The following is a 15,233-nucleotide window of genomic DNA, read 5'->3' on the forward strand; positions in this document are numbered from 1 at the left end:
AAGCTGGCTCATCAGGTTGGCGTGTTCCGCCGTGCTGGTAGGGGCGCATTATAGGGAGCCGCGCCGCGATGACAAGGGGAATTTTGCAAAAATGCGTTCGTTTGCTGAAAAAGCAAGCTGAAGCCTCTAAAACAAGGGCTTCAGCCTGCTTTCACGCCGCTTTTTTGCTCAATTCTTCGCTTTGCGCCTGGATATAGTTGACCCAGCTGGTCGCCCGCTGCTGCCAGTTATCCTGCTGCTGCAGTTCACGGGCCAGCTCCAGCGCCTGTGCATACTGCTCTTTATTGAGATGTGCCTGCACCAGCAGTGCCTTGGCGCGATTACCTTGCTCGCCTTTCACCGACTTGATAGCCGCGAGCTGGGTCATGGCCGCATCCGTTCTGCCTTGTTGCAACAGCAGCTCGGCGGCGCGCATGGCCGCCTTGGGTTGGGCATGCTCGCGGGCGAGCAGCTGCCAGCTGTCAACGGCCTTCGGCCACTCGCGCGCCCCTTCCCACAATTGAGCCAGCAGTTGCTGATTCTCGGCGCTCTGTTTCATCTGTCCCTTCGCCATGGCCGTTTCCAGCAGACGGGCACCGCGATAGGGCAGTCCCTGCCAGGCATAAAGACGGATCAGCTGGTTGCGGGTGGCGGCATCATCCATCAACTTCCTGTCGATGGCAGTTTGCAGCAGCGCCAACGCCTGATCGCCGCGCTTGGCGGAGAGGTTGAGCGACACCGCCTGCTGCCACCACTTGCTCTCTGTCGGCTCGTGGCGGATCAGCTCGGCGGCCTGATCGGCAGCTACACCATAACGTTGCTGGGCGGTGAGGGCCGAGAGGCGGATGATCGCAGCCTGCTTCTGCCAGCTCTTCTTCAACAGCTGTTCACTCTGGCTGGCCGCCTCACCGTACTGCTTGTTGTGGTAATAGAGGCCGGCCAGACGCAGGCGCAAGGCATCGTCAACCTTGATGGCCAATGCGGCCTTGTAGCTGGCGATGGCGCCGGCCCAGTTGGATTGCTGGGCCTGGATGTCACCGCGCAGCCGCAACAGTTGCAGCTGTTGCTGCTCGGGCCACTCTTTATAGGCCAGCGCCTGTTCCACGTAGCGGCTTGCTTGGGCGGTCTGCTGCAGGTTGGCGGCCAGGGACGCCTGCAACTGAGCCAGCCAGGCGCGCTCGGCCTCGGAATTGGGCTTGAGGCCGGATGCCTTGCTCTGGGCCTGTTGCCACTGCCCGGATTGATAGAGCTTCATGACGGGCTCCAGCTGGCGGGAGAAATGAGGGCTCACCTCCATCGCCAGACAGGCTTGGCTGACCAGGGCCAGCACACAGATCCAGATCCGCAACATAGTTATGACTCCAGTTTGAATTTGAGCGTGATGACTTGCACCAGCTTGTCGGTGGCGCCCGGTCTTGGCTGGTAGCGCCACTTGTTGATCGCCTGAATGGCCGCCCGCTCGAACTGACGCTTCGGCTTGGCCTCGACCACTTCCACATCCTGCACTCGGCCGTCGGCATCGACGCTGAAACGCAAGGTCACCGACCCTTCGATGCCGGCCTGCTGGGCCCGATAGGGATAGACCGGCTCGATCCGCTGCAGCGGCATCAACATGTCACCGGCGCCAATCCCGGCCCCCTGTTGCTGACCATGGAAATTGCCGCTCGCGACCGGGCTAGGGCTGGTCGCAACGCCAGGGGCATAGACCTGCACCGCACTGAGGCTGGAGACCAGATCCAGGCTCGGCTGCACCGAGGGCAGCGGGGCCGCCGCAGGCATAGGCAGCGGCGTCGAGGCCAGCGCGGCAGGCGGCTCCGGCAAGGGTTCCGGCTCCTGGGGTACCGGGCGCTCGCGCACCTGTACTTCGGTCACCTCGTTCTGCATGTTGATGACGATGGATTTCTGCTCGGCGCTCGCCTTCTCCCCTCTGGGCGGCTCCACCAGGGTGGCCATGAACAGCAGGATCCCCAGACTGAGGGCAATCCCCAGTCCCAGGCTCATCAGCTTGTATTTCATTTCGGTGCCACCGCCACGGCGATGTTGGCGATACCCGCCGCCTTGGCCTCATCCATCACCCGCACCACCTTGCCGTGGGGCACCCGCTCGTCGGCCTGGATCACCAGGCTGGCATCGGGCTGTTCCGCCAGCAGGCGGGCGATACTGGCCTGCACCCGCTCCACGTCGATCTGCTTGCGGTCGAGGAAGATCTGCCCCTGGGCGCCGATCGCCAGCATGATGCTGGAGGACTTCTGCGCCTTGGCCTGACTGGCCTGGGGCCTGTGCACCTCGAGCCCGGCTTCGCGCACGAAGGAGGTGGTGACAATAAAGAAGATCAGCATGATGAACACGATATCCAGCATGGGGGTCATGTCGATCTGCACTTCGTCGCGCTGGCGTTTGGATTGCCGTCTCATTGCATTACCTTCTCTTCTCGCAGGCCGTCCCGGGTTTTGGCCAGCGCACGCTTGGCCTGGCTCTCGAGCCGGCTGAGTAACAACACGCCGGAAAGCGCGACCACCATGCCAGCCATGGTGGGGATGGTGGCGCGGGAGATCCCGCCTGCCATGCTCTCCGGGTTAAAGCGGTTGGCCGCAGCCAACGCATCGAATACGCCTATCATGCCGGTCACGGTACCCAGCAGCCCCAGCATGGGGCAAAGCACCACCAGGGTGCGGATGAAGATCAGATGACGGTTGAGCTCAAGCTCGGCCTCGGCCAGCCAGCGCCCGCGGATCGCCCGCGCGTGCCAGCTGTGGCGCTCGCTACGGGCCTGCCAACGGCCAAGCAGCTGGCGCTGCAGCGGGGCAAACCCCAGGTTGAGGTAGAGCAGCCGCTCGATCATCAGAATCCACATCAGCACCAGCAGGGCCAGAATGACCCAGAGCACCGGGCCGCCGCGGCCCATGAAGCTCTGCAGCTGTTGCCAGATGTCGAGCATCATGCCGCCCGCTCCATCCCGTCACGGTTGCTTTCGGCCCGCTCGGCCAGAATGCCGGCCACCTGCTGCTCCAGCACGTTGGAGAGTTCGGTGAAGCGGGATTGCAGCAGGCTGTGGGCCAGGATCAGCGGAATGGCCGCTACCAGACCCTGTACCGTGGTGACCAGCGCCATGGAGATGCCGCCCGCCATGATCTTGGGATCGCCGGTGCCGAACTGGGTGATGGCCTGGAAGGTGCCGATCATCCCGGTCACGGTGCCGAGCAGACCCAGCATGGGGGCGATGGCCGCGATCACCTTGACCATGCCGATGCCGCGCTCCATGCGAGGGGTCTCCTGCAGAATCGCCTCGTCGAGACGCAGTTCGAGGGTCTCCATGCTCAGCTCGGGGTGCTTGTCGGCCACCGTCAGCACCCGGCCGAGGGCGTTGTCGGCATGATATTCACCGCTCTTGAGCTGGCGACGAACCCGACCCAGTTCGCGGGAGAGGCTCCACAGCCTTACCCCGGCGATCCCCAGGCCGATGGCGGCCAGCAGCACTATGATGGCGCCGACCTGGCCACCCTGCTGGACTTGCTGCCAGAAGGTGGGGGCTTGTGCCAGCATCTCCAGCAGGGTGCCGTGGGAGGGATCCAGCGGCAGCGCTTCCCCCTCCTTACCCTGATAGGCGGCCGCGGCGGAGAGCATACTGCCGGGCAGACCCAGCACAGGGCTCAGGCCTTCGGCGGTGGGTTGCAGGAAGCCTGCGCTCCCCAGCAGAGCAAAGCTGCCGACCCGGGTCAGCGGCTGCTCGCTGGCAGCCCCCTGGGCATCGAGCACCTTGCCGGTGAACTGGGCAACCCGGCCCGATTCGCGGATCTCTTGCAGCAGGGTGGCGGGCAGCAGGGCGAGGGCGGCGCGATCCGGCACCTGCTTCTCCTGCGCCATGGCCTTGAGCGGGGCGAGGCGATCTGGGTACTGGCCCTCGACGGCGGATTCACTCAGCAGCTTGACCGCATCGCTGGCCCCCTGACGGGTCACCGCGAAGATCTCGTTCATGTCGCCGGAGGCCTGCTCCCACTCAGCGTTGAGCTCCACCAGCTGTTTTTCATTGGCCGCGAACTGACTTGCCAGCTGCTTGCTGAGGCTCTGGGCCGCAGCCAGCCTGGCACGGGCACTGTTCAGCTCCTTGGAGACAGACGCCAGATCCTGCTGGGCCTGCTGTTCACGGGCTTGCTCCTGCTGCTGCCAGGCTTCATCGGCAACGGCAGTGGTGGTGCCCAGAGAGAGGGCAATGGCGAGGGGGAACCACTTCATGGTGATGCTCATGACTGGGCCTCCTGACCACGGCTGACGGAGAGGGGGACATTCAACAACTGGGGAACCTTCTTGTCGGCAGCCATCTCCAGCGCCTCGGCGATGGGAGAGAGCCACTGGCTGTCGAGGGCTTGCCATTGCTTGCTCTGCGCAGACCAGCGCCATGCCTGGGAACGATCGGCGGTCATCGCCAGCAGGGAGACCCGACCCACCGCCAGCACATCGACCCGGCGCGGTGCGCCGTCCAGCGCCAGCTCAGTAGAGTAGCTATCCAACCGGCTGCCGTATTCGGCTTCAATCTGGTAGGCCTGCAGTAGCTGGCGGAACTTCTCCGCCTCGCTCACGTCGGCGCGGGCCAGGGTCACTTTCAACAGTTCAACCCGCGCCAGGCGATCTTCCTTGCGCAGCGGCATGTCATTTTGTACCAGCTGCTCCAGATCGGCCTGCATCTGCAGCATCAGCGGGATCAGGCCCTGCCGGGTCTCTTGTACCGCCTCCAGCTGCTGGCTCAGCTTGCCAAGCTCATTTTGCTGATCGGCCACCAGAGACTGCATGTAGCGGTTGTAGGCTTCCAGATCGCGCAGTTGCAGCTGGGCATTTTGCAGCTCCAGCCGGGCAGCAACGGCCGCATCGGCGGCTTTTTCCACGCGCTGCTGGGAGGCTTTCCCGGCAGCTATGCTGTTTTTCAGTGCCGGTGCGACCAGCTCGTCGGCGCCAGCAGCGAAGTGGACTGACAGTGGCAACAAGGCCAAACCCCAAAACTTATTCATGATATAAATCTTAACAATGATAACTATTCTCATTGTCTCAAAGAGTGGGGGCAGTGGCAATCAGATGATTTTGTTGGCCTTCGGCCGAAAAAACAGGATAATTTTTAAGCAAGCACGGGAGTCACTGGCGTTGGTTCTCACCACACCAAATTAATAAATAAAAAATATCTTTTCGATCAATGTGATAGAGATCGAAAAAGGAGAAGTTCATGTTCAACGATGCGATCTGGGAACACATCGATCGGTTCACCAAGGCCAAGAAGACCAGCGACATCCAGCAGCAGCTGGAGCGCTTCAGTCATCAGATGGGCTTTGATTACTTCCGTTTGCTGATTATTTTCCCCATCAGCATGCAGAAATCCCATGTGGCGTTGTTCAACAACTGCCCCACCAGCTGGTTCGATGCCTATTCAGAGCGGCACTACCTGACCCAGGACCCGGTCGTCTTCCTGGGACTGAAGCAGACCCAGCCCATCTTCTGGAACAAGCTCGACTGCGACTCTCCCTGGCTGCCCAGCGCCAGTCGGGAGGTGATGAACCTGGCGGCCGACTTCGGGGTGAGAAACGGTGTCTCCTTCCCGCTGCACACGCCACAGGGGGAACACGGCATCCTCTCGTTCATCAGCAAGGAGAAGTCCAATTCCGATCTGATGTTTGAAAACGTTCCCTTGCTGTCGTTTTGCGCCAGCTACATCTTCAACTCGGCGCTGCAGCTGATAAAGAGCAGGCCGGATCTGATGAAGTACCTGACCGAGCTGTCAGATCGGGAGAAGGAGTGCCTGTTCTGGGCCAGCGAGGGCAAGACCTCCTGGGAGATCGCCACCATCCTCGGCATCAGCGAGCGAACCGTGAACTTCCACCTCAATCAGGTCACCAACAAGACCGACTCGAAGAACCGCAACCAGGCGATCGCCAAGAGCATCTCCAGCGGCATCATAGTGCCCTCGCTGGACGACGTGACCATCACCAACCTGCGGCTGTCATAGCAACCACCGAGCCAGACAAACAAAAAGAGCCGCAATGCGGCTCTTTTTCATTTCCGGCGACGGCTTATTCCACGGTCACGGATTTTGCCAGGTTGCGCGGCTGATCCACGTCGGTGCCCTTGATGAGGGCAACGTGGTAGGAGAGCAGCTGCAGCGGCACGGTATAGACGATCGGCGCGATCATCTCTTCCACGTGGTTCAGGCTCATCACCCGCATGGTTTCGTCGCTCTTGAAGCCGGCGTCGGCATCGGCGAACACGTAGAGGATACCGCCACGGGCGCGCACCTCTTCCACGTTGGACTTGAGCTTCTCCAGCAGATCGTTGTTCGGCGCCACGACGATGATGGGCATCTCGGCATCGATCAGCGCCAGCGGGCCGTGCTTGAGCTCACCGGCGGCATAGGCCTCGGCGTGGATGTAGGAGATCTCTTTGAGCTTCAATGCCCCTTCCATGGCGATGGGGTACTGGCTGCCACGACCGAGGAACAGGCTGTGGTGCTTGTCGGCAAACTCTTCGGCCAGGGCTTCGATATCCTTAGCCAGCGCCAGGCTCTCTTTAATACGCAGCGGCAGGGCTTGCAGCGCCTTGACCAGTTCGGCCTCGGCGGCGGCACTCAGGTTACCACGGCAGTGACCGACCGAAGCCACCAACATCAGCAGACCAGCCAGCTGGGTGGTGAACGCCTTGGTGGAGGCCACCCCGATCTCGGCACCAGCCCGGGTCATAAAGGCCAGATCCGATTCACGCACCAGGGAAGAGCCCGGCACGTTGCAGATGGCCAGCGAGCTCATGTAGCCGGACTCCTTGGCCAGGCGCAGGGCGGCCAGGGTGTCGGCGGTCTCGCCGCTCTGGGACAGGGTCACCAACAGGCTGTTGGGGCGCACCACCGACTTGCGGTAGCGGAACTCGGAGGCGATCTCCACGTCGCAGGAGACGCCGGCGATCTCTTCAAACCAGTAGCGCGCCACCATGCCGGAGTTGTAGGAGGTGCCGCAGGCGACGATCTGGACGTGCTCGACCTTGTCGAAGATGGCGCGGGCGCCGTTGCCGAACGACTCGACCACCACGTGATCCGAACCCAGACGACCTTCCAGGGTATTGGTGATGGCCTTGGGTTGCTCGTAGATCTCTTTCAGCATGTAGTGACGGTATTCACCCTTGTCACCGGCATCGTGGGAGAGCTCGGACTCCAGCTCCTCGCGCACCACGGCCTCGCCGTGGGTATCGAAGATGTGTACGTCGCGGCGGGTCACTTCGGCCACGTCACCCTCTTCCAGGAAGATGAAGCGGCGGGTCACCGGCAGCAGTGCCATCTGGTCGGAGGCGATGAAGTTCTCGCCGATGCCGCGGCCGATCACCAGCGGGGAGCCGGAGCGGGCCACCACCACACGGCTGTCGTCACGGCTGTCCATCACCACGGTGCCGTAGGCGCCGCGCAGCTGCTTCACCGCTACCTGCATGGCCGCCAGCAGGCTGGGAGCGGATTTCAGCTCGTGGTGCACCAGGTGGGCAATCACCTCGGTGTCGGTGTCGGAGCTGAACACATAGCCCAGCGCCTTGAGCTCTTCACGCAGCTCTTCATGGTTCTCGATGATGCCGTTGTGCACCACCACGATATGCTCGGAGACGTGAGGGTGAGCGTTGCGCTCGGACGGCTCGCCATGGGTAGCCCAGCGGGTGTGGGCAATGCCGGTACCACCGTGGACGGACTGCTCTTCCAGCGCCTTGGCCAGCTCGGCCACCTTGCCCAGCCGACGCACCCGCTGCAGCGGCTGGTTGGCGCTGAACACGGCGACACCGGCCGAATCGTAGCCACGGTATTCCAGACGGCGCAGGCCCTCTACCAGGATTTCAGCCACATCACGTTGGGCGACGGCCCCGACGATGCCACACATACACTTCTCCTTGAGACGTAAGACGTTAATTCGGTTGGATAATGGTTTGTTCAGGTCAAACGGCCACGGGGGCGCAAATCAGCTGGATCCCCCTGGCCTGGATCTGTTCTCTGGCCGCACTGGCCAGCCCCTCGTCGGTCACCAGGGTATGGATGCCGGACCAGGGCAGTTCGAGATTGGGGATCTTGCGGCCGATCTTCTCCGACTCCACCATGACGATGACCTCCCGCGACACCTCGGCCATGACCCGGGAGAGGCCCACCAGCTCGTTGAAGGTGGTGGTACCGCGCTCCGGATCGATGCCGTCGGCACCGATGAACAGCTGGTCGAAGTCATAGGAGCGCAGCACCTGCTCCGCCACCTGTCCCTGGAAGGATTCGGAGTGGGGATCCCAGGTACCGCCGGTCATCAGCAGGGTGGGTTCGTTCTCCAGCTCGCGCAGGGCGCCGGCCACGTTGAGGGAGTTGGTCATCACGATGAGACCGCGCTTGTTGCCCAGCATGGGGATCATGGCGCTGGTCGTACTGCCGCTGTCGATGATGACGCGATTGTGATCACGGATCCGTTCGGCGGCGGCTCGGGCGATCGCCAGCTTTCGTTTCGAAACTTGCTCGGGATTGCTCTCCACCACCATCTCTGAGGGCAGGGGAACGGCACCACCGTAACGGCGCAGCAGCAGGCCACCGGTCTCCAGCACCGCCAGATCTTTGCGGATGGTCACTTCGGAGGTGGCGAAGTGTTTGGCCAAGGCATCGACGCTGACTTCACCTTGCTCCTGCACCAGGCTCACTATGGTGTGACGGCGCTGCTGAGTATTACGTTTGGTCATCTTTAAGTTTCGATTCGAAAGAATGGCGAAATATTAATACCTTTTTTGAAAAAATCAAACGGCAAATAGGATCCGATTTGGTTCGATGCCAGAATGGGGCTGCTGATTTGCGACGAGGATGCCATGCAAAAACGAACCATCTGGCTGGTGGAAGATGAAGCCAGCATCGCCGACACCTTGATTTATGCGCTGCAGACCGACGGTTTCGAGGTGGAGTGGTTTTCCCTCGGCCAGCCGCTGCTGGCACGACTGGAACAGACGCGACCCGACTTCCTGATCCTGGATGTGGGGCTGCCGGACATCAGCGGTTTCGAGTTGTGCAAGCAGGTTCGGGCACGGTGCGATACCCCGCTGATGTTTCTCACCGCCCGCAGCGAGGAGATAGACCGGCTGATCGGACTGGAGATCGGCGCCGACGACTATGTGGCCAAGCCCTTCTCGCCGCGGGAGGTGTGCGCCCGGGTGCGGGTCATCCTGCGCCGCAGCCAGCCGGCCACGCCCCCGCCGAGCCAGTTGCTGGCGCTGGACGAGGAGCGGGCCCGCATCAGCTTTCACGGCCAGCCGCTGGCGCTCACCCGTTACGAATATCTGCTGCTCAAGACCCTGATGCTGGCGCCGGGCCGGGTCTACTCCCGCCAGCAGCTGATGGATCTGGTGTGGAGCGGGGCGGAGGAGAGCCTGGATCGTACCGTGGATACCCATATCAAGACCATCCGTGCCAAGCTGCGGGAGCGGGATCCCCACGCCAACCTGATCCTGACCCATCGTGGGCTGGGCTACAGCCTGGAGCTGGCATGAACAGACAGTGGCCTGACACCGGCCGGAGGACGCCATGAGGATTGGGCTGCAACTGCTGTGCGGGCTGGTGTTGATCTTCGCGCTGGCCGCCTGGTTCGTGCTGGAAATCTTCGTCGAGGAGATCAAACCCGGGGTGCGCAGCGCCACCGAAGATACCCTGGTGGACATGGCCCAGATGCTGGCACCGCTGGCGCTGGATGACCTGCAGGAAGGCAAGATGGCGGATGGCCGGCTGGCCAGCGCCTTCGCCCGCCTCAACCAGAGCCCCATCAACGCCCTGATCGACGGCCACCTCAAACAGCAGGCGGAGTACCGCATCTATGTGGTCGATCGATGGGGCAAGGTGGTGTACGACTCGGACGGGGTGGATCTGGGCAAGGACTACTCGCGCTGGAACGACGTCTATCGCACCCTGCGCGGCGAATACGGCGCCCGCAGCACCCGCAGCGACCCCGACGATCCCGCCAGTTCGGTGATGCACGTGGCCGCGCCACTGCGGGAGGGGGACGACATCCTTGGCTCCCTCACCGTCGCCAAGCCGAACCGCACCCTGCTGCCCATGATAGAGCGCAGCGAACACCAGCTGCTGCAGGGGGCGGCCCTGCTGCTGTTCATCTCGCTGCTGATCGGCGCCCTGCTGGTGTGGTGGCTCAACCGCGCCATCGGCAAGCTGGTGCACTACGCCGATGCGGTCAGCCAGGGTCAGCCCGCCAGCCTGCCGCGCCTCTACAGCCCGGAACTGGATCGGCTCGGCCGCTCCCTGGAAACCATGCGCCGCCAGCTGGACGGCAAGGCCTACATCGAAGCCTATGTACACAGCCTGACCCACGAGCTCAAGAGCCCGCTGGCCGCCATTCGCGGGGCAGGGGAAATACTGACCGAGGCCCCGCCGCTGGACGTGGCAAAGCGCTTTATCGGCAACATCAATCTGGAGACGGCCCGCATGCAGCAGCTGATCGAGCGGATGCTGCAGCTGGCCAAACTGGAGTCGGGGCAGGGGCTGGACAGACAGGCCGTCGAGCCGGCCAGGCTGGGCAGACAGGTGCTCGATGCCCGCCAGATCCTGGCCCAGCGCCGTCAGGTGACCCTGCACGCCGAATTGGGGGAGGCCCAGAAACAGAAGTGGGACTCGCTGCTGGTGGAGCAGGCGCTCGGCAACCTGCTGGACAACGCCCTCGACTTCTCCCCCATCGGCAGCACCCTGGCGCTGAGCGGGACCATGGAGGAGGGGGGTTACTGCTTCCGGGTGCGGGATCAGGGGCCCGGCATTCCGGACTATGCCCTGCCGCGCATCTTCGAGCGCTTCTATTCGTTGCCCAGACCCGACAAGGGCAAGAGCAGCGGCCTCGGGCTCAGCTTCGCCACCGAGGTGGCGCGCCAGCACGGTGGCCGGTTGACCCTCGCCAACCAGCCTGACGGCGGGGTGCTGGCCGAGCTCTGGTTGCCGGCGGGCTGACACTTCACACTGGCCACATAAAGCGGCGCTATGCTGATGTTTTCCCAGCGAACTCAATGTGCTCAAGGAGACCCCATGTCCCGCCTTCTGTTATCCGGCCTGCTCGGCACAGGCCTGCTGTTCTCGCTGCCCGCCAGCGCCGCCGCCGGCTGCTTTCTCTATGCCGACGGCAACGGCCAGACCCTCTCCAGCGAAGGGGATTGTTCAAGCCAGCTGCCACCCGCGTCCACCTTCAAGATCCCGCTGGCGCTGATGGGCTACGACAGCGGCTTTCTGGTGGACGAAGAACACCCGGCACTGCCCTTCAAACCCGGTTACGACGACTGGCTGCCCGCCTGGCGGGAAACCACCACCCCGCGCCGCTGGGAAACCTACTCGGTGGTCTGGTTCTCCCAGCAGATCACCGAATGGCTGGGGATGGAGCGCTTCCAGCAGTACGTCGACCGCTTTGACTACGGCAACCGGGATCTCTCCGGCAATCCTGGCAAGCACGATGGTCTGACCCAGGCCTGGCTCAGTTCCAGCCTTGCCATCAGCCCACAGGAACAGGCCCGCTTCCTCGGCAAGATGGTGAGCGGCAAGCTGCCGGTGTCGGCGCAGACCCTGCAGTACACCGCCAACATCCTCAAGGTGAGCGAGATCGACGGCTGGCAGATCCACGGCAAGACCGGCATGGGCTACCCGAAGAAGCTGGATGGCAGCCTCAACCGGGAGCAGCAGATCGGCTGGTTCGTCGGCTGGGCCAGCAAGCCGGGCAAGCAGCTCATCTTCGTCCATACCGTGGTGCAGAAACCCGGCAAGCAGTTCGCCTCGCTCAAGGCCAAGGAAGAGGTGCTGGCCGCCCTGCCGGCCAAACTGAAAACCCTGTAATACCCAGACCGGCGCCAGGCGCCGGTTTTTTTATCCCCTTAACCCCCGCTTCACACAGCCCCATCTCCGCTTCACCCACGACTGTCACACTCGGTTCCATCAACAAGGAGACGTGTCATGGTCAAACAGATATTCAGCCACAAGATCTTTCTGCTGCTGTTGCTCAGCCTGCTGCTGATGGTGCCGGTGCAATCCATCATGGAGCTGAACCGGGAGCGCCAGGCCTATCGCAGCCAGGCCATCCACAGCATCATGGCCAGCAGCAGCGGCCCGCAGCGACTGCTGGGGCCGGTCGTGGTGCAGCCTTATACCCGCACCGTCACGGTGGAGCAGGATGGCAAGCGCTTCGAGCGCAAGCTGCAGCTCTACCGCTACCTGCTGCCGGAGCAGCTGGATGTGCAGGCCAGCATGGAAGTGACCCCGCGCAAGCTCGGCATCTACCAGGCCCAGGTCTATCACACCCGGCTCTCCCTCTCCGGGCGACTGCCTGCCGAACTGAACGGTAAAACCCTGATCAGCGGCGAGCCGGATCTGACCGTCGATGGCGCCGATCCCGCCCTGGTGGCGGGCAAACCCTATCTGAGCCTGGTGCTGTCCGATGCCCGCGGCATCAACCGGGTGCCTGAGCTGCAACTGGGGGAGCAGCGCATTCCGTTTGCTCCCGGCGCCCTGCTGGGTGACGGGCTGGCTGGCATCCATGCACCGCTTGCCACCCTGCCGGGAGCAGACGGCGCCTTTCACATCGAGCTGGATCTGCAGGGGATGAACCAGCTGGAAGTGGTGCCGATCGGCCAGGACAGCAGGCTCAACCTCGCCAGCAACTGGCCCCACCCCAACTTCATCGGTGACTTTCTGCCGGGCAGCCGCACCCTTACCAACAGCGGTTTCGAGGCCAGCTGGCAGAGCAGCTGGTTTGCCACCGACATGGAGAGCCGTTTCAACCGGATGATGAAAGGTGCCAGCGGCGATCTGCCGGCCTTCAGCGTCAGCCTGGTGCAGCCGGTGGATCACTACCAGCAGAACGAGCGGGCCGCCAAGTATGCGCTGCTGTTCATCGGCCTCACCTTCCTCAGCTTCTTCATGTTCGAGCTGCTCAAGGGGCTGCGGGTGCACCCGATCCAGTACGCGCTGGTGGGCATGGGGCTGGCCATCTTCTATCTGGTGCTGCTGGCCCTGACCGAACATCTCGGCTTTGGCTGGGCCTATCTGATTGCCGCCCTGGCCAGCGTGGCCCTCAACGGCTTCTACCTCAGCCATGTGCTGGGCGGCCCTAAACAGGGGCTCGGCTTCGCGGCCCTGCTCGGGCTGGTCTACGCCGTCCTGTTCGGCTTGCTGCAGGCCGAGGAGATAGCCCTGCTGCTCGGCGCCCTGCTGCTGTTCGCCATCCTGGCGCTGGTCATGGTGCTGACCCGCAAGCTGGACTGGTATCGGGTGATGGGGAATGCCCCGACGCCCCCCGCCAGCGGGCAGGAGAACTGAAAACAAAACCGGCGCCATCAGGCGCCGGTTTGCATTTCATTGATCGGGCATCACTTCTTCTTGACCGGGCGAGCCCAGTTTTTGATGTGACGCTGGGGAACCCGGGTGATCACCAGCTCGTTCTCGGCCACGTCCTTGGTGATGGTGGAGCCGGCCCCCAGGGTCGCCCCCTTGCCGATGCGCACCGGCGCCACCAGCTGGGTATCGGAGCCGACGAAGACGTCGTCCTCGATGATTGTCTGGAACTTGTTCACCCCGTCGTAGTTGCAGGTGATGGTGCCAGCCCCGATGTTCACCTTGGCACCCACTTCGGCATCCCCCAGATAGGTCAGATGACCACACTTGGAGCCAACCCCCAGTCGGGCCTTCTTCATCTCGACGAAGTTGCCGACATGGGCATCCTGCTCCAGCACGGCACCCGGGCGCAGCCGGGTAAAGGGACCGACCGAGCACTGATCGGCGATCTGTGCCCCTTCGATGACGGAGTAGGGTTTCACCTCGGTGTGGTCGCCAATCACGCAATCCTTCAGCACGCTGCCGGCCCCGATACGGACGTGGTTGCCCAGCACTACCTTGCCTTCGATGATGACGTTGACGTCGATCACTACCTCTTCCCCGATTTCCAGGGTGCCGCGCAGATCGAAGCGGGCCGGGTCGATCAGGGTGGCGCCAGCTATCATCAGCCGCTCGGCCTGCATCTTCTGGTAACTGCGCTCGAGCTGAGCCAGCTGTACCCGGTTGTTAGCCCCTTCCACTTCCATGGCGTCGTCCGGGTGAACTGCGGCGATGGGGCAGTTGTCGGCATGGGCCATGGCGATCACGTCAGTCAGATAGAACTCGCCCTGGGCATTCTTGTTGTCCAGACGCGACAGCCAGCTGCGCAGCTGGCCACCGTTGGCCACCAGCACGCCGGTGTTCACTTCGCGGATCGCCAGCTGCTCGGCATTGGCATCCTTCTGCTCGACGATGCCGACCACCTGGCCGTTACTGCGCACGATGCGGCCATAACCGGTCGGGTTGTCCAGCACCACAGTCAGCAGAGCCATGCCGTCGGCGGCCTTGGCCGCCAGCAGCCGCTGCAGGGTTTCCGGCTGGATCAGCGGGGTATCGCCGTACAGCACCAGCACGTCGTCTTCGTCCTGCCAGAACGGGATGGCCTGGGCGACGGCGTGGCCGGTACCCAGTTGCTGGGCCTGCAGCACCCAGTTCAGGTCAGATGCCTGGATCCGCTCCTTCAGCAGTTCGGCACCGTGGCCATACACCAGATGCAGCTGCTCGGCACCGACCTTGCGGGCAGTCTCGATCACATGGGAAACCATTGGCTTGTTGGCGACCGGGTGCAGCACCTTGGGCAGGGAGGAGCGCATACGGGTACCTTTACCCGCAGCCAGGATCACGACGTTGAGAGACATAATTCGACCTTTGGAACATGAAGAAATACTCGGCGGAGTCTATCCAACGAGTAAAAAAAAAGCGACCCGCAGGTCGCTTTTTACCTCACCGTTATTAACGGTAATTCTTTTTGACGATATCGATGACCCGCAGTTGAGCCATCGCCTTGGCCAGCTCGGTGGCGGCCTGGGCGTAGTCGATATCACCATGGGAGCTGTGGATCCGCTCTTCCGCCGCGCGTTTGGCTTCCTGGGCTTTCGCCTCATCCAAATCGTCGGCACGAATCGCGGTGTCCGCCAGCACGGTCACGGCTTCGGGTTGTACTTCCAGCATGCCGCCGGAGATGTACAGCACCTCTTCAGTTCCATTCTGCTTCACCAAGCGGACCAGGCCCGGCTTGATGGCAGTCAGCAACGGAGCATGACCGTGGCGGAGACCCAGCTCACCTTCGGAGCCTGATACCTGAGCGGACTGCACGCGACCGGAAAACAGTTTTCCTTCAGCGCTCACCACGTCCAAGTGAAAGGAGATCATCTCTGCCATG

At 62.8% G+C, this 15,233-nt stretch carries 15 protein-coding genes; 5 read left to right on the top strand and 10 right to left on the bottom strand.

Features of this window, described 5'->3' with window-relative positions; all coding sequences use genetic code 11:
• Positions 1-151: 151 nt before the first annotated feature.
• The 6 genes from PG881_RS17520 to PG881_RS17545 are packed head-to-tail and all read right to left on the bottom strand — an operon-like array spanning position 152 to position 4,982.
• Positions 152-1,330 (bottom strand): tetratricopeptide repeat protein, encoded by a 1,179-nt coding sequence (locus PG881_RS17520; RefSeq protein ID WP_270801692.1) that lies wholly within the window; start codon positions 1,328-1,330, stop codon positions 152-154.
• A 2-nt stretch (positions 1,331-1,332) separates the two neighbouring features.
• Positions 1,333-1,995, bottom strand: a complete 663-nt coding sequence (locus tag PG881_RS17525) for an energy transducer TonB (protein WP_101150412.1) — start codon at positions 1,993-1,995, stop codon at positions 1,333-1,335.
• Complete coding sequence (locus tag PG881_RS17530; protein WP_005321875.1) at positions 1,992-2,393, bottom strand: ExbD/TolR family protein; 402 nt, start codon at positions 2,391-2,393, stop codon at positions 1,992-1,994. Before PG881_RS17530 ends, PG881_RS17525 begins: the two co-directional genes overlap by 4 nt.
• A complete protein-coding gene (locus PG881_RS17535; protein WP_005307253.1) occupies positions 2,390-2,920 on the bottom strand; it encodes a MotA/TolQ/ExbB proton channel family protein in 531 nt (176 codons plus the stop codon). Before PG881_RS17535 ends, PG881_RS17530 begins: the two co-directional genes overlap by 4 nt.
• Positions 2,917-4,224: a MotA/TolQ/ExbB proton channel family protein gene (locus PG881_RS17540; protein WP_270801701.1), complete on the bottom strand. Its 1,308-nt coding sequence runs from the start codon at positions 4,222-4,224 to the stop codon at positions 2,917-2,919. Before PG881_RS17540 ends, PG881_RS17535 begins: the two co-directional genes overlap by 4 nt.
• Positions 4,221-4,982, bottom strand: coding sequence for a DUF3450 domain-containing protein (locus PG881_RS17545; protein ID WP_270801705.1), 762 nt, complete (start codon positions 4,980-4,982; stop codon positions 4,221-4,223). The genes PG881_RS17540 and PG881_RS17545 overlap by 4 nt, the downstream gene beginning before the upstream one ends.
• 209 nt (positions 4,983-5,191) lie before the next feature.
• Here PG881_RS17545 and PG881_RS17550 point away from each other — a divergent pair, with 209 nt between their 5' ends.
• A complete protein-coding gene (locus PG881_RS17550) occupies positions 5,192-5,968 on the top strand; it encodes a helix-turn-helix transcriptional regulator (protein ID WP_016352388.1) in 777 nt (258 codons plus the stop codon).
• Between the two features lie 64 nt (positions 5,969-6,032).
• On the opposite strand, the gene glmS is transcribed toward PG881_RS17550, so the two are convergent.
• Both glmS and PG881_RS17560 read right to left on the bottom strand, forming a co-directional pair.
• Entirely contained in the window at positions 6,033-7,865 is a 1,833-nt protein-coding gene (glmS, locus tag PG881_RS17555) for a glutamine--fructose-6-phosphate transaminase (isomerizing) (protein ID WP_017410462.1), read from the bottom strand.
• 55 nt (positions 7,866-7,920) lie between these two features.
• Complete coding sequence (locus tag PG881_RS17560; protein WP_017410463.1) at positions 7,921-8,694, bottom strand: DeoR/GlpR family DNA-binding transcription regulator; 774 nt, start codon at positions 8,692-8,694, stop codon at positions 7,921-7,923.
• A gap of 123 nt (positions 8,695-8,817) precedes the next feature.
• Between PG881_RS17560 and blrA the strand changes: the two genes are divergently transcribed.
• The 4 genes from blrA (at position 8,818) to creD (ending at position 13,297) form a co-directional block, all read left to right on the top strand.
• On the top strand, positions 8,818-9,492 hold the full coding sequence (gene blrA, locus PG881_RS17565; RefSeq protein WP_207138485.1) for a beta-lactam response regulator transcription factor BlrA: 675 nt from the start codon (positions 8,818-8,820) through the stop codon (positions 9,490-9,492).
• 34 nt (positions 9,493-9,526) lie between these two features.
• Positions 9,527-10,948, top strand: coding sequence for a beta-lactam sensor histidine kinase BlrB (blrB, locus tag PG881_RS17570; RefSeq protein WP_270801714.1), 1,422 nt, complete (start codon positions 9,527-9,529; stop codon positions 10,946-10,948).
• A 75-nt stretch (positions 10,949-11,023) separates the two neighbouring features.
• Complete coding sequence (blaOXA, locus tag PG881_RS17575) at positions 11,024-11,818, top strand: OXA-12 family class D beta-lactamase (RefSeq protein WP_270801719.1); 795 nt, start codon at positions 11,024-11,026, stop codon at positions 11,816-11,818.
• Positions 11,819-11,935: 117 nt separating this feature from the next.
• On the top strand, positions 11,936-13,297 hold the full coding sequence (gene creD, locus PG881_RS17580; protein WP_270801722.1) for a cell envelope integrity protein CreD: 1,362 nt from the start codon (positions 11,936-11,938) through the stop codon (positions 13,295-13,297).
• A gap of 50 nt (positions 13,298-13,347) precedes the next feature.
• Here the strand turns inward: creD and glmU are convergent, their stop codons facing one another.
• Together glmU and PG881_RS17590 are read right to left on the bottom strand one after the other, a co-directional pair.
• Entirely contained in the window at positions 13,348-14,709 is a 1,362-nt protein-coding gene (glmU, locus tag PG881_RS17585) for a bifunctional UDP-N-acetylglucosamine diphosphorylase/glucosamine-1-phosphate N-acetyltransferase GlmU (protein ID WP_045525936.1), read from the bottom strand.
• Between the two features lie 94 nt (positions 14,710-14,803).
• Positions 14,804-15,232 (bottom strand): F0F1 ATP synthase subunit epsilon, encoded by a 429-nt coding sequence (locus tag PG881_RS17590; protein WP_005307217.1) that lies wholly within the window; start codon positions 15,230-15,232, stop codon positions 14,804-14,806.
• Position 15,233: the final 1 nt, after the last annotated feature.

The sequence above is a fragment of the Aeromonas sp. QDB54 genome (assembly GCF_027707385.1).
GTDB lineage: Bacteria > Pseudomonadota > Gammaproteobacteria > Enterobacterales > Aeromonadaceae > Aeromonas > Aeromonas hydrophila.

Excerpts from the sequence above, each read along its gene's own strand:
- PG881_RS17590 (WP_005307217.1), bottom strand. The coding sequence starts at position 15,232 with ATGGCAGAGATGATCTCCTTTCACTTGGACGTGGTGAGCGCTGAAGGA.
- blrB (WP_270801714.1), top strand. The coding sequence starts at position 9,527 with ATGAGGATTGGGCTGCAACTGCTGTGCGGGCTGGTGTTGATCTTCGCG.
- PG881_RS17525 (WP_101150412.1), bottom strand. The coding sequence starts at position 1,995 with ATGAAATACAAGCTGATGAGCCTGGGACTGGGGATTGCCCTCAGTCTG.
- PG881_RS17535 (WP_005307253.1), bottom strand. The coding sequence starts at position 2,920 with ATGATGCTCGACATCTGGCAACAGCTGCAGAGCTTCATGGGCCGCGGC.
- glmU (WP_045525936.1), bottom strand. The coding sequence starts at position 14,709 with ATGTCTCTCAACGTCGTGATCCTGGCTGCGGGTAAAGGTACCCGTATG.
- PG881_RS17530 (WP_005321875.1), bottom strand. The coding sequence starts at position 2,393 with ATGAGACGGCAATCCAAACGCCAGCGCGACGAAGTGCAGATCGACATG.
- blrA (WP_207138485.1), top strand. The coding sequence starts at position 8,818 with ATGCAAAAACGAACCATCTGGCTGGTGGAAGATGAAGCCAGCATCGCC.
- creD (WP_270801722.1), top strand. The coding sequence starts at position 11,936 with ATGGTCAAACAGATATTCAGCCACAAGATCTTTCTGCTGCTGTTGCTC.
- PG881_RS17540 (WP_270801701.1), bottom strand. The coding sequence starts at position 4,224 with ATGAGCATCACCATGAAGTGGTTCCCCCTCGCCATTGCCCTCTCTCTG.
- PG881_RS17520 (WP_270801692.1), bottom strand. The coding sequence starts at position 1,330 with ATGTTGCGGATCTGGATCTGTGTGCTGGCCCTGGTCAGCCAAGCCTGT.
- glmS (WP_017410462.1), bottom strand. The coding sequence starts at position 7,865 with ATGTGTGGCATCGTCGGGGCCGTCGCCCAACGTGATGTGGCTGAAATC.
- PG881_RS17560 (WP_017410463.1), bottom strand. The coding sequence starts at position 8,694 with ATGACCAAACGTAATACTCAGCAGCGCCGTCACACCATAGTGAGCCTG.
- PG881_RS17550 (WP_016352388.1), top strand. The coding sequence starts at position 5,192 with ATGTTCAACGATGCGATCTGGGAACACATCGATCGGTTCACCAAGGCC.
- blaOXA (WP_270801719.1), top strand. The coding sequence starts at position 11,024 with ATGTCCCGCCTTCTGTTATCCGGCCTGCTCGGCACAGGCCTGCTGTTC.
- PG881_RS17545 (WP_270801705.1), bottom strand. The coding sequence starts at position 4,982 with ATGAATAAGTTTTGGGGTTTGGCCTTGTTGCCACTGTCAGTCCACTTC.